This window comes from Fischerella thermalis PCC 7521 (genome assembly GCF_000317225.1).
Classification (GTDB): domain Bacteria; phylum Cyanobacteriota; class Cyanobacteriia; order Cyanobacteriales; family Nostocaceae; genus Fischerella; species Fischerella thermalis.
The window spans coordinates 17,407-30,762 of record NZ_AJLL01000038.1 but is presented as its reverse complement, the minus strand read 5'-3'; the positions used below and the strand labels follow the sequence as shown (position 1 = coordinate 30,762).

The following is a 13,356-nucleotide window of genomic DNA, read 5'->3' as shown; positions in this document are numbered from 1 at the left end:
CTCGAGTTAATTAATATATTGTTTAATAAAAGTTTCTAAACGTTTGAGTTGGAAATTGCTAGCCAGTTGCATAAGTTGCTGAGCAAAACTTGTCAATTTCTCATCAGATGCACAAAGTTGCTGAGCTATCTCTAAAATTCTTTGAATATCGCCATCTTGTGATAATTCCAGTAACTTTTGTAAAACCTCCTTGGCAGGAAGAATCATCTCAGTTGGATCATCCAGAGTAGGTATATAGGTTTTTTTTATTTCGTCTACTTTATTGCCATAAATCCATTTCAGTTGCAAAAATTGTCGCAGCAGTTCCAACAATACTCCAACTTCTACAGGCTTTGGTAGAAACGCATCTGCACCTGCTTCAATACTTTTATACTGATCAGTTGCAAACACACTGGCTGAAGAAGCAATCACAGCAATATCTTTGTAGAGGGAAGACTGACGCAAACGTTTGATCAACTCAAATCCATCCGTCACTGGCATGATTAAATCGGTGATGATTAAGTCTGGTTTATGAACAATTGCTTTTTCCCATCCTTGGTTTCCGTCACTAGCTTCTACAACAGTAAACCCAACTGGTTCTAGTAAATTTACAATAACTGATCGGTTTTCCCATTTGTCATCCACAATTAAAATCGTACGCCTTTGCCCTTCATAACCAATAATTGTTCTCTGTTCTACAACTCGAGAAACCTTCGCCCAGTCTTGTGCTTCTGGAAATTCCACCTCAAACCAGAAAGTGCTACCTTTGCCAAATTCACTTTTTACCTGAATTTGACTACCCATCAAATTTACTATTTTTTGGCTGATTGCTAATCCCAAGCCAGTACCTTCAGTTTGTCGTTTCTGATTTCCCACTTGTTCAAAGGGCAAAAAGATTTTCTCGATTTGCTCAGAGGCGATACCCATACCTGTATCTGTGACTTCAAAACGAATTTTTGTAATTGGTAATTGGTTTGGTCGTTTTTCCTCTCCTATTACCCATTCCCCATTACCTATTACCTCTACTGTGAAATTGACGCTACCTTGCTCAGTAAATTTAATCGCATTACCGAGCAAATTGAGCAATACCTGACGCAAGCGTTTTTCATCAGCACGAATTCCTGTGGGCAAATTAGGATCAAGTTGAACATCAAACCCAATGACTTTTTGTTCTGAACGAATCCGGCAAATTTCAATCACATTGTCTAGAAACGCAGGAAAGTAAAAATCAATAGGATTCAATTCTAGTTTTCGGGCTTCAATTTTGGAAAGATCCAGAACATCATTAATGAGAGTTAATAGATGAAAACCACATTGGTAAATAATGCCAACTCCTTTGCGTCCTTTCTCGGTTAATGGTTCCGTGCGTTGGAGGATTTGCGTATAGCCCAAAATACCGTTGAGGGGTGTACGTAACTCATGACTCATATTGGCAAGAAATTCGCTCTTGGCTTGGCTGGAATTTTTCGCAGCTTCTTCTGCTTGGCGTAGTTCTTGCTCAATCCGCTTACGCTGCACAATTTCACTGCTGAGTACTCGGTTAATGGCTTCTAACTGGGCGGGGCTAGGTAACGTTAGGGCTTGAGGCATGAGATCAACTAATACAAATGCCGTATATATGGAAATAATGGCAGTTACAGCTTTCAGAACACCTGCAACCCAGTAATTAGGATGCCAAAGCGTCCAGATATCCATTAAATGTCCAGTACCACAAGCAATAATAAAAGCACCAAACAGGAAAAAAACTCCGTGGAAAGGAACGTCTTTGCGCTTGTGAATAAAGTAGATAAGTAAAAAGGGAATAGAATAATAGGCGAGGGCGATGGTTCCATCAGAAATAATGTGCAGCCAAACTAGTCCAGTTTTCCAGAGATAGCAATGTCCATGAGGGATAAAACCATTGGCTTGGAAAGGATGATCGAAAAATTTCAACATAATATTAAAGGTTGCTGGATTTAAAAAACATGCCTACAACCCTAGTATTTCCAGATCATCAAATAGGGAACGCGATCGCATTCTTTCTTTGTATGAGGTTGCCTAGAAAAGGATCATATATTTTCTGCGATCAAACAAAACTAACCTAAGCCAAAACACAAGCAAGAGGGAAAATTAGATACTCAATAAAAAACAATTTCCAAATAAATTGGTAGAAACGGGCAATAGCACTTTTTTCCTGCAAATCTACTCCCCGGCTACGCCACCACATTGCACCCAGCGCTAGTAAATGAGTAATTACCAGAAACAGAGAACTAACTTCAGCCAGACGTAATAAGGCAACTAAAATTATGCCCACATAACATATACTCAATACCCAAAGAGCAAGATTAAATACTGCTTGCTTACCAAGTTGAATTGTCAAAGTAGTAATATTGTACTGTAGGTCGCCTTCCATATCTGGGATATCTTTCAAAATAGCGATCGCAAAGGTAAATACCAAAATGAAAATTGTTAATACCCATACTACTGCTGGAATAACTGGAATCAAGTTATTTTGTCTCAACACCCAACTAAAATGTAAAAACAAACCTAAATTAACAATCGCCCCCCGCACAGAAAAAATGCACAATGCCGCCCAAAAAGGAAATCTTTTTAAACGAATTGGTGGCAAGGAATAAGCTGTACCAATTGCTAAACTGATTGCTACCATCCCCAATAAAAATGGCCCACCTAACCAAGCAATTAACAGCGCCAAAACACCAGTAATTGCCACAATTACTTTGCCTGTTTGTCGAGAAAACTCTCCCGAAGCAATGGGTAAATGTGGTTTATTGATTTTATCAATTGCTACATCTTCTAGTTGATTCAACCCCACAATGTAAACATTGCCGCATAAACAAGCAAGCCACGCTAATAAAATTGGCGATAGCGAAAAACTGCCATTACTAATAGCAAAAGCAATTAAATATAACCCCAAAACACTTAAACTGGTGCCAATAATTGTGTGTGGACGAGAGAATTTCCAAAAAGCATAAAGCCAATTACTCGGAGAATTCGATTGTGAAACTTGATTCATAAGATTTGTTGGTGGTTGATGGTTGGTTGTTGGTTGTTAGTGGTCATTGGTCATTTGTCATTGGTCATTGGTCACTATTTATTCTCCTCACACTCCTCACACTCCCTACACTCCCCATTGCCCCCCAACCCCACAAAGTGGGGACCCCTAGCCCCCCATCACCCCACCTCCCTTCTCCCCACACAACAACCCAAATCGAATTAACCCGCGATCATAACCGCGCTGCATTAAACCCAAAGATAATGCGCCAACAATGGTACTCCAACCTGATCGCAGTAAGCCAAAGATCGCTCTAGGAGTAAGTGCCGAATCAATCACCACATTCCAAAAAGGTGCTACTGCTTCTGACCAATCGGCAGTGCGGATATTTTGTAAACCTAAGTGTGAAGCGATCGCTTCATACTCTGGTAAAGAAATCACATAGGGCAAGCAATATACCTGATAAATTTTTGCTAAATGCTGCTGTTCATCTGTTGTCAGTGGTGACTCATCTGTTGGTCGATGACACCAAGTCACCATAATCAACTTTCCACCTGGTTTCAACACCCGATAGCACTCTTGCATAAACTTGGTTTTATCAGGCATGTGTTCGCCACTTTCTAGCGACCATACCAAGTCAAAAGAATTGTCAGCAAAGGGCATTTCTAGAGCGTTAGCCACTAGAAAATTAGTTTGGGTACTCAAATTAAATTCACTAGCCCTTTCCTTGGCTCTAGCAGCTTGCACAGGGCTCAAAGTAATCCCAGTTGCCTTAGCATGGAACTTTGCTGCTAAGTATAGGGAACTACCACCAATTCCACAACCCACATCCAAAATGTTCTCAGTTTCCTGGACATCTGCCCAATTGAGGATCTCTTCAATTAAATCAATTTGTGCCTGGCGACGGTTTTTTTTCTCTGTACCATCTGCACCATAGTAACCGTGGTGCATATGTTCGCCCCAGATTTCTTCCCATAAACCGGAAGAAGCATCGTAAAATTCCTGAATTTGCTTGTAAAGAGTTGCGCTCATGTATAAAGCAGAGTTTAAGAGTTATCAGTGATCAGTGATCAGTTATCAGTTTTATTACTGGGTATAAGTTCCCCAATAATTAGACTAAAATACTTTGGTAGCGCAGATTCTGACCTCCACCACGTCCGTGATCACTGGTCACCGAATTTAAATACACATACTCGTAGGCTACCATGTGTGTTTTTAATTAAATAAGGGTGTTTTTGTTTTTAGGCAGTTACCATCCTGCAAGCAACCCTATTCTTGTTTGTTTTTTTACCTAAATATGACTGTTTCTCGGACAATTTGTTTGGGATTTCTGGCAGTAATCGCAGTAGGAACTATCCTGCTGATGATGCCTTTTTCTACCAGTAGTGGTGAATGGAATGACCCGGTAGTAGCCCTATTTACCTCAACTTCGGCAGTTTGTGTCACTGGATTAGGAGTAGTTGATACTGGTACTTATTTTTCCTTTTGGGGTCAGCTATTTATCGTACTATTGGTTCAGATTGGTGGGTTGGGTTACATGACAACTACCACCTTTCTGATTCTGCTGATTGGACGTAAATTTGACCTCCGCCAAAAAATTGCCATTCAACAAGCTTTAGATCGTCCGGGAATGAGCGGTAGCACCCAAATTATTCGCTCAATTATTGCTATGACATTGATTTTTGAAATCACAGGGATATTTTTACTCTTGCCAGCTTTTGTGCCTGATTATGGATGGCAACAAGGACTATGGTTAGCAATTTTTCATAGTGTTAATTCTTGGAATAATGCGGGTTTTAGTTTGTTTAAAGATAACTTGATTGGTTATCAATCTTCTGTTTTATTAGTGTTGACAGTTACAGGCTTAATTATCTTTGGTGGAATCGGTTATCAAGTCATTTTAGAGACTTACCTGTGGATACGCGATCGCATCCGCAATCAACAAGTAAAACTAGTATTTTCCCTGGATTTCAAAGTTGCAGTTAGTACAACAATTGTGCTTTTAATCATGGGAACAATTGCTTTTTTCTTTGTAGAGTTGAGAAATCCACAAACATTTGCAAATCTCAATTTTTTTGACAAACTTTTAGTTGCTTGGTTTCAATCTGTTACTCCAAGAACTGCTGGATTCAATACAATTGACATAAGCAAAATGACAACAGCAGGCTTATTTATTACAATTGCATTCATGTTTATTGGTGCAAGCCCAGGAGGCACAGGAGGCGGGATTAAAACCACTACTTTAAGAGTTCTCACTAGTTGCACACAAGCAATTCTACAAGGCAAAGAAGAAGTTATACTCTATGAAAGAAAGATAGTATTATCTTTAGTTTTAAAAGCTGTTGGCGTGTTAATTGGTTCTGTTGGTACAGTTATTATCTCAACAATCTTAATAACCCTAACAGATCCAAAGCTTGATTTTATTCAAATCTTATTTGAAGTAGTATCTGCCTTTGCCACTGTGGGACTCTCGACTGGGATTACGGGTACTGTTTCCACAGCAGCTAAGCTGATACTAATTGTCACAATGTATGTGGGTAGAGTCGGTGTTTTACTACTAATGTCAGCGATACTAGGAGATCCGCGTCCTAGTAGAGTTCACTATCCAGAAGAGAGTTTACTTGTAGGTTGATAGTTGGTTGTTGTTTGTTGTTTGTTGTTTGTTGTTTAGAAGCCAATAATTACCAATTACCAATTACCATTGATAAAGGAAACAACTGTGAATCTGTCATCATTAGGTTTTTTTCGTAGTCTGCGTAAAGATAATCATCAATTTGCTGTAATTGGTTTAGGTAGATTCGGACGTGCTGTCTGTTCAACTCTGCATAAATTAGGATATCAAGTGTTAGGAACAGATATTGATGAAAAGCGAGTATTTGATGCTTTAACTGACCAAATAGTAGGTCATGCTTTACAGCTAGATTCAACAGAACCAGCGGCGCTGAAAGAAGCAGGCGTTTTTGAATTTGATACGGTGATCGTCGCAATTGGAAATTACATTCAAGAAAGTATCATCACTACCCTTAATATGAAGGAAGGGGGTGTACCTCATGTAGTAGCAAAAGCTTCTAGTGAAGTTCACAGGAAACTACTTTTACGAGTGGGGGCTGATCATGTGGTATTTCCTGAGTACGAAGCCGGATGTTCACTGGCGCGATCGCTGACTAAACCATCGATATTAGAACGATTTGACCTCGACCCAGATCACAGTATTGTAGAGTTAATTGTTCCTGATGAATTTCATGGCAAAACTATCTCTGAATTACAGTTGCGTAACCGTTATGGACTGAATTTGTTAGCGGTAAGTCATGATGGCAAATTTCAAATTAATCCTTATCCAAACCAGCGTCTGGAACGTGGTTCAGCAATAGTAGTCATTGGTTGCAACAAAGATATTGATCGTTTACCGATATAGGTGTTTGTTGGTGGTTGGTAGTTAGTTGTTGTTGGAAATTACCAACCAACAAACAACTATCAACTAACAACAAAATTACTGCTTAAACGCGGGTGATGGTTTTAAGGAAAAGGGTACTTCTTCGGGATTGATTTCCTCTGGAGTGGGAGTTTCACTTGGGTTAGCTTCTGTATCCACAGAAGTGTCTAAATTTGGTAAGTCATCAGTCCAAGCTTGGCTAACTTGCGGTTGCTTTGGTTCTTGCATCTGTGCAACTTGCTGCATTAATTGTTCAACCTTGTTAGCTTGCTCTATATTACCCTGTTTCCGGTATTGGTTACGCGCACGCTTAAAAGCGCTGCTGGCTTTTTTAAACTCACCTTGATTATATAAAGCTACTCCTAAGTTGTAGTAAGCCTCAGCATTATTAGGAATGCGTTTAATAGCTGTTTGATAAGTAGCAACAGCTTCAGATGTTTGACCTTGGATAGTCAAAAGACTACCCATATTATTGTAAGCGACAGCATTATCAGGATTGAGCTTGAGGGTTTGGCGATAAGCTGCGATCGCTTCTTCTAATTTTCCTTGTTCTTGCAGTGCGATCGCTAAGTTAAAGTAAGCATTAGCATTGTTACTATTTAAATTAATTGCTTGTTGGTAGGCTGCGATCGCTTCATTAGCCTGTCCTTTTTCATACAAAGCTAAACCTAAATTATACTGAGCATTTGCCATCGTCGGATTAATAATTAAGGCTTGACGGTAAGCAGTAATAGCAGCGTCAGCTTGTCCTCGTTTATGCAATGCCAAGCCCAAATTATAATAGGCTTCGCCCAAGTTGGGATTTAGTTTAATCGCCTCTGCATATTCTTGTACAGCTGCATCGAAACGACTTTGCTGTAACATAATGTTACCTAAGTAATTATGTGCAGCAGCAATATTAGAGTCTATCTGCAAAGCTTGACGAAACGCAGATTCTGCACCAGAAAAATCTTGATGATGATAGCGCATCACCCCCTGCTGAAAATAACTAGCTGCTTCCAAATTCTGAGAAACAACATTCTGTGCTAGCAGCTTGCTTCCTGACAACTCAGTCATTGTTGGTGCTACTAACACTAAAAAAGCAGAAGATAGACCGATAAACCACAGGCGAAGTTGATATTTTTGAGACATGATCGGCAGACCTGTACTGATTGCTAAATGCTCATAAAGTCAGAATACCCAGCATATAGATAAAAATTAAGTTGTTACAAATTTAATTTGATCCAGTCAAAAGGGATCGGGGATTAACTTCACAGCAAACCCATGATCCATCCGTGTGCATCAGTGTGCATCGGTGGTCGATTTTTCATTCCTCGTTATCGGCTATTAACCCCAAATTTATTTCAAGGCAAGATTTAAATAATTAAATTATTATGCAAATTTCTTGACTTTGGATCAAAAATGTTACAATAAATACAGAAATAAAATCGTTCATCTCTTGAAGACTGTGAGACCACATTGGATTTGTAGTAACACCTAAGCACTACTACAAACCAATGACAAAATAACGCTTTTGATGACAGCGAGGAAGGAAATCAGCTTAAGAGACGGAAGTAGGGAGAAATCCTGAAGGAACGCGCCTCTACTCAATTCCAACCTGCAAAAAAAATTAAAAGCGAGGCGAAGCAAATGAAACTAACCTATCGCGGTGTAGATTATGAATCAAATCCTCTGGCTGTAGAAATGACTCCAGGGGAAATGGGTGGTAAGTATCGTGGTCAGCAATGGAGACGTCATTATCCCAGACACATCCCTATACCTCAACCAGTAGCAGAGTTAAAGTATCGTGGAGTACCTTATTGCGTTGGCGATTCCCTAGATGTAGAAGCAATGAAGCTACGCAAACAGCCTGAAGCGATCGCTACTGAAAAAACAGGACAAAAAGCTGGCCAAGAGTTAACAAATACTCACCTTGATCATATCCGCCGTAATTTAGAACATCGCCTGCAAGTGGCGAGAGAAAAAGGAGATCAAACTCTCATTCGTTTATTAGAAGATGAGGCAAGGCAAATAATAGTTGGTAGTTAGTAGTTAGTAGTTAGTAGTGAATGATAAATATTTAACCACTAACCATTAACCACTAACCAACAAAAGTAGAGGTGCACCTCTACTTTTCACGATTTATCCAAATACCTCTTAATCCGGCTGCTTTTGCCGCTTGATAATCTTCTGCAATACTGTCCCCAATGTGCCATGCGGCTGTTGGTGGACAGTTATGCTTTTCTAAAGCAATAGTAAAAATTTTGGGATCGGGTTTGGCTACGCCTGCTTGAGTAGAAATGGTAATGGAATTAAAAAAGTCTCTTAATTCCAAAGCCTGTAGTACAGAATAGATGCGGGAATCAAAGTTTGATATTATCCCCAGTTCAATCCCCATCTTTTGCCAGTTTGTCAAAGATGGTAAAACATCACTATAGACAAACCACGGCTCGGCTGTGCCAAAATGGATGTAAACTTCGCTAAAAAAAGCCGAAAAATCAGAAAATTTCTCTAGAACACCTGCTTTTTGAAAAGTATCGGAGGCAATGCGAAGCCACCACTCGAACTCCCACTGAGGGATATCTTGTTCTTGGGCATTTGCAAACACAGGTGGTGGTGCAGCTTTAAAGCTTTGGATGAATGTTTTATTCAAAGTTTCGGCAGAAACTTCGACACCAAACTCCTGTGCGATTTGACTATAAACCTCGCCCACACTGCCTTTGACGCCGAAGAGAGTGCCAACTGCATCTAAAAAAATAACTTTCGGTCGTTCCATCAACCTATGACTATTTTGGAGTTTAGATTTGAAGAAATAATATATTCGGTGTAAAGCGTCTTGTCGTTAGACATGACGATAAGCGTGTTTTCAAGCTAATCATCTCACAGATCCAAACCTGAGTTACACATGCAAAGCCCAAATCATGATTTTTAGTTTGTCTAGCCGAAGTAGCACGATGTTGGGAATTTCACCCGTTGTCATGACTACTGTTCACCTTTAATACCAAAGAGAGATAAGCATTATTACTTAAGATTGCTGGAATAGCCTTTTAGCAAAGACTTTCAATCCAAAATCCAAAATCCAAACTTGGTATAAAGGGTGTTAGGCTGTTTGAAAACAGACGCTGAATACACCATCTACTATTGTGACAATGTCTCTATAATAGGACGAGCTAGCCAGTTAAAACCAACTTTGAGTTTATGATCTAAAGTTGGCATTCGATACAGGTAAGCTAAACGACGAGCTACATAAGCCAAAGAACCCTCTAGTTTGATACCTAAACCAGTCAGAGTCGCGTTGTCTGTCCCTAATGCCATCATCTCACCTAAGTGTTGGTAGCGGAATGGAATTTGAGGACGATGAGTCAGATTTGCCCAAATATTCCAAGCTGCGTAATCGGCTTGTTGAAAAGCTGCTTGGGCTGTAGCGGGGACTAGTTGTCCTTCCGCATCACGACATTCTGCTAAATCTCCCAATGCAAAAATTTCTGGATGATCTAGGACTTGGAGAGTTGGTGTAGTCGTAATTTGACCGCGTTGATTTTGCTTGAGAGGAAGATTACGGACTACAGGCGAGACTCGTATTCCCACTGTCCAAATTACTAAATCCACAGGAATATTATCTACCTGACCCTTATATTCCAGGGAAATCGTATCTTGAGCGATCGCTTCTACCCTAGTTTCTAGGTCAATAAATATACCACGTTCTTCTAAAGCTTTTCTGGCTGCTTCTCGATTAAATTCTGGCGAAGTTCGCAAAATTTGATCAGTAAGTTCTATTAACCGAAAGCGTCCTCTTGACCCCAGTCTGTCTGCTAGTTTACACGCTAACTCTACACCACTGTAACCACCACCAACAATTGCCACGCGAATTTTATCAGTGTCAGACTCTTCCAACACTCGCAAGCGCTCTTCCAAGTGGTAGACGTCAGTAACTGTACGGAAAGGATAAGCATAGCAAGTAGCACCAGGCACTATATCCAAAGGCGTTTCGCCACCCAGCGCCAAAACTAGGCGATCATAGCCAATTTCCGGTCCATCTTGTAAATATACTCGTCGCTGTTGTGTATCAATTCCCGACACAGCAGCTTGATAAAAACGTACCCCCGTGTCTGTTAATAGTTCTTCAAAAGGAGGGGCAATTTCCCAGGTTTGTAGCTCACCAGTTAGCAACTCGTAAAGCAGGGGAGAGAAAACAAAGCGATCGCTTTGATCTACCAAAACTATTTCCGGCTTGGGTAAAGACTCCCAAGGTAACTGACTCAGCCTCAAGGCTGTGTAGAGACCACCAAAGCCTCCACCCAGTATACAGATTCTTGTTTTATGTTCGCTCATGTGTCTAATGGGCTGTGTATCCCAGTAGGGCAACTTCTATCAGTTTAATAATTTATTTCAGGATTTTTCTTAACAAAGAGTATGAAATTCAATCGGCGGTTTGTAGTTATCACAAACCGCCTTCTATTTTTTCGTGTTTTGGTGGTGAAAAATAAATTTTATTAAACCACCAAGGCACTAAGACGCTAAGTCTGATTTTTAGGGTGCGTTATGGCAGTTAGTTACCGCCGGAGGTGACGGCTTTATGATGTTGGGCAGTAACTTCGCCTTTAGCGTGCCATTTTCTGTCGGAACCTTTCTCATATTGATTTTTCACGCTGTTCCAAGCAACTTGACGAGCACCCTCTTCACTCATACCATCACTTTGGGCAGCTTTGAAAGCAGCAACAAAAATTTGTTGAGCTTCTTGAGGCAATTCTCCTTTGATTTCTTCGGTTAAAACCCCAGCATTGTTATTTTTGATTGATTCTGGCGATTCTTCTGTGATGCCAATATCTTGATCTTCTGTTTGCTTTAAGTTGATATCATTCATGATTACGCTCCCAATAAGTTTATTTCAAATTCAGTCTTGTATTATCGTAAAAATTGCAAGACTGGTTCTCCTCTTTCTGGAAGTATAGATATGGCTTGATCTAGAGTGGTAATTTATGTCTAATGTGAATTAATTATTGTTTTTAGAAAAGCGATATGAATATTATGACTAAGTTCACACGAATAATCCACTGCCAGCCGTCGATGGTGTGGGGTTTGGACTCAAGAGAGATTTTCTGGTGTGAGTTAGTTTTTTGCATAATATCAAAGTTTAATTACATTCAATTCAATGAGTATCGATATAAGGTTGGATAATTAATGCGATCGCCTCTACAATTACAAATGCCGATGTTATCCAAAGTAGAGGTTTGGTTTCATGATTTTTTATATCCAAAAAATTTTACAATATCCTGATGATATTAATGTAAATGAAATGAGTGTTTTTGTTGTTTCTGGAGAAGGGTTTATTTATAAAGATATTTTTTTCACAGATGTATGGATATATCTTATTTTTGGTAGAAGTTAAAGTTTTTTCCTAGATTTGATGAAAGTTAAAGCTATGACTAAGATTATGTTTTAGAAGACGAACACCGATGCACACTGATGAACACAGATGTTTTTTCGTCTGTATTCACGTCATAAAAATGTGTGATTGAGAGTTATGGTTATTACTAGTAGTTAGGAATTATTAATGATGAGTTATTGATGACATTGTTTGGTTTGTGCTTTGATTTTTTGCTGAATTTTTTGTGGAATACCTAATCTGGAATTGGCGTAAAGTCTATCGAATTCTCGCAGGTAATGAGCGGCAATTATGGGATTTTCTATTACTAAAAGTGTCTCGTCATTGCTGTTATTGCCTGCTTTTGTCCAGTTGTGGGAACCAGCAATTACTGTTTTATGATCTATAACGGCAAATTTGTGATGCAATAAGTCACCTTTGGCTAAAATCGGTACGCCTACGGTAGTAATAGGGTTTTCCCAAGCACGATTGTTGACTTGATTTTTACATTTTGTACTGAGAGTTACCCCCATCATATCTAATGCTTCACTGTAGGGACGATAGGCAAAACTTCCCTCGATTAAGGCGCGGATTTTCACGTTGTTTTTGTGGCGCATTTCGAGTATGTTTGCTAAACGCTGGTCGGAAAATACAAATAAAGCTATATCTATAGATTTATTAGCTGAATTTAAGGTGTTACCTATTAAGCCATTACTGCTATTACTCCAAGGTTGTGTAGGAGAGTTAGGTGAAAATTTAACTGTGATTTTATTATCGCCTAATACAAATTTCTGAGATTTTTGTAAAGGTTTTTGCAAACCAAATTTACTGTCTAATTTACCCCCTACTCCGTCACCCCACATCAGGTTAAATTCTTTGGTAAATAAATCTGCGATTTCGGGACTGTCGATTTTTAACAAATTATTCGCGTTACCCAAGCTGTTAGTATTAGTAAAATCTCCGTGGATTTCACTCATGGTAAAGTTGGCGGAGGTGACGATCACAAAACGATTGTCTACAATTACAAATTTATGATGCATCAAACTACTACCCTGAGAACCATCACTAGTGTCATCAATTAAAGGTATTTTGGCTTGCTTTAAAATGACTAAAGCGTCTGTCTGATTAATTTCTTGTTGAGTTAGCTTTCCATCTTTATTACTATCTGCAAATAAACTATATTCTTGATAATGTTCTTGTTCTCTTTTATCTAATTGATTAACCTCGTTAGCCGTAAAACTACTCCAAGGACGACTATAGTTATTTTCTAAAATTACTCTGACTTTTATGCCTGCTTTTTGCTTGTATGCAAGTGCCTGTGCTATCTTAGGTAAACGTAATTCTTGCACTGCCACATCAATTGTTGATTTTGCTTGCAAAATTGTCTCAACAATTAATTTTTCTAAATCATCTCCCTGATGAGCTTGGTGACGATATGGTTCTACGTATTCAGAAGACTGAGAATGGTTGAAGTAAACTTGTACAAATGGATCTTGCGGCAGTGGTTCTAAACGCTTATTGTCATACTTGGCTCGTTGACAAGCGCTTAAAGTTAGTATTACTAAAAATATAGAATAAAAACGCCGTTGGGTAGAGAAAAAAGACACA

At 39.2% G+C, this 13,356-nt stretch carries 11 protein-coding genes; 3 read left to right on the top strand and 8 right to left on the bottom strand.

Annotated features, from left to right (window positions below):
• Nucleotides 1-6 precede the first annotated feature (6 nt).
• The 3 genes from UYK_RS0109505 to UYK_RS0109495 all read right to left on the bottom strand — a co-directional run bounded on the left by UYK_RS0109505 (nt 7) and on the right by UYK_RS0109495 (nt 4,003).
• Nucleotides 7-1,914, bottom strand: coding sequence for an ATP-binding protein (locus UYK_RS0109505; protein ID WP_009455901.1), 1,908 nt, complete (start codon nt 1,912-1,914; stop codon nt 7-9).
• 145 nt (nt 1,915-2,059) lie between these two features.
• Nucleotides 2,060-2,992 (bottom strand): homogentisate phytyltransferase, encoded by a 933-nt coding sequence (locus tag UYK_RS0109500; RefSeq protein ID WP_009455902.1) that lies wholly within the window; start codon nt 2,990-2,992, stop codon nt 2,060-2,062.
• A gap of 147 nt (nt 2,993-3,139) precedes the next feature.
• Nucleotides 3,140-4,003, bottom strand: a complete 864-nt coding sequence (locus UYK_RS0109495; protein ID WP_016871317.1) for a methyltransferase domain-containing protein — start codon at nt 4,001-4,003, stop codon at nt 3,140-3,142.
• 265 nt (nt 4,004-4,268) lie between these two features.
• Between UYK_RS0109495 and UYK_RS0109490 the strand changes: the two genes are divergently transcribed.
• Both UYK_RS0109490 and UYK_RS0109485 read left to right on the top strand, forming a co-directional pair.
• Complete coding sequence (locus UYK_RS0109490) at nt 4,269-5,603, top strand: TrkH family potassium uptake protein (RefSeq protein ID WP_009455905.1); 1,335 nt, start codon at nt 4,269-4,271, stop codon at nt 5,601-5,603.
• An 87-nt stretch (nt 5,604-5,690) separates the two neighbouring features.
• Entirely contained in the window at nt 5,691-6,386 is a 696-nt protein-coding gene (locus UYK_RS0109485) for a potassium channel family protein (protein ID WP_009455907.1), read from the top strand.
• A 75-nt stretch (nt 6,387-6,461) separates the two neighbouring features.
• Here UYK_RS0109485 and UYK_RS0109480 read toward each other — a convergent pair whose 3' ends face one another.
• The gene (locus tag UYK_RS0109480; protein WP_009455908.1) at nt 6,462-7,535 is read right to left on the bottom strand and encodes a tetratricopeptide repeat protein; all 1,074 of its coding nucleotides are present in this window, start codon (nt 7,533-7,535) and stop codon (nt 6,462-6,464) included.
• A 498-nt stretch (nt 7,536-8,033) separates the two neighbouring features.
• Here UYK_RS0109480 and pirA point away from each other — a divergent pair, with 498 nt between their 5' ends.
• Nucleotides 8,034-8,432 (top strand): arginine synthesis PII-interacting regulator PirA, encoded by a 399-nt coding sequence (pirA, locus tag UYK_RS0109475; protein ID WP_009455910.1) that lies wholly within the window; start codon nt 8,034-8,036, stop codon nt 8,430-8,432.
• Nucleotides 8,433-8,511: 79 nt separating this feature from the next.
• Here pirA and UYK_RS0109470 read toward each other — a convergent pair whose 3' ends face one another.
• From UYK_RS0109470 to UYK_RS0109450, 4 genes are all read right to left on the bottom strand, one after another.
• Nucleotides 8,512-9,159 (bottom strand): HAD-IA family hydrolase, encoded by a 648-nt coding sequence (locus UYK_RS0109470; protein WP_009455912.1) that lies wholly within the window; start codon nt 9,157-9,159, stop codon nt 8,512-8,514.
• 362 nt (nt 9,160-9,521) lie between these two features.
• Nucleotides 9,522-10,715 (bottom strand): NAD(P)/FAD-dependent oxidoreductase, encoded by a 1,194-nt coding sequence (locus tag UYK_RS0109465; RefSeq protein ID WP_016871316.1) that lies wholly within the window; start codon nt 10,713-10,715, stop codon nt 9,522-9,524.
• A 217-nt stretch (nt 10,716-10,932) separates the two neighbouring features.
• Nucleotides 10,933-11,247, bottom strand: a complete 315-nt coding sequence (locus tag UYK_RS0109460) for a ChaB family protein (RefSeq protein WP_009455916.1) — start codon at nt 11,245-11,247, stop codon at nt 10,933-10,935.
• 698 nt (nt 11,248-11,945) lie between these two features.
• Nucleotides 11,946-13,355 carry a phospholipase D-like domain-containing protein gene (locus UYK_RS0109450; RefSeq protein WP_009455920.1) on the bottom strand — a complete coding sequence of 470 codons (1,410 nt, stop codon included), beginning with the start codon at nt 13,353-13,355 and terminating at the stop codon, nt 11,946-11,948.
• Nucleotide 13,356: the final 1 nt, after the last annotated feature.

Bases quoted from the DNA above. Each gene is read 5' to 3' on its own strand.
- UYK_RS0109505 (WP_009455901.1), bottom strand. From the start codon at position 1,914: ATGTTGAAATTTTTCGATCATCCTTTCCAAGCCAATGGTTTTATCCCT.
- UYK_RS0109500 (WP_009455902.1), bottom strand. From the start codon at position 2,992: ATGAATCAAGTTTCACAATCGAATTCTCCGAGTAATTGGCTTTATGCT.
- UYK_RS0109495 (WP_016871317.1), bottom strand. From the start codon at position 4,003: ATGAGCGCAACTCTTTACAAGCAAATTCAGGAATTTTACGATGCTTCT.
- UYK_RS0109490 (WP_009455905.1), top strand. From the start codon at position 4,269: ATGACTGTTTCTCGGACAATTTGTTTGGGATTTCTGGCAGTAATCGCA.
- UYK_RS0109480 (WP_009455908.1), bottom strand. From the start codon at position 7,535: ATGTCTCAAAAATATCAACTTCGCCTGTGGTTTATCGGTCTATCTTCT.
- pirA (WP_009455910.1), top strand. From the start codon at position 8,034: ATGAAACTAACCTATCGCGGTGTAGATTATGAATCAAATCCTCTGGCT.
- UYK_RS0109470 (WP_009455912.1), bottom strand. From the start codon at position 9,159: ATGGAACGACCGAAAGTTATTTTTTTAGATGCAGTTGGCACTCTCTTC.
- UYK_RS0109465 (WP_016871316.1), bottom strand. From the start codon at position 10,715: ATGAGCGAACATAAAACAAGAATCTGTATACTGGGTGGAGGCTTTGGT.
- UYK_RS0109460 (WP_009455916.1), bottom strand. From the start codon at position 11,247: ATGAATGATATCAACTTAAAGCAAACAGAAGATCAAGATATTGGCATC.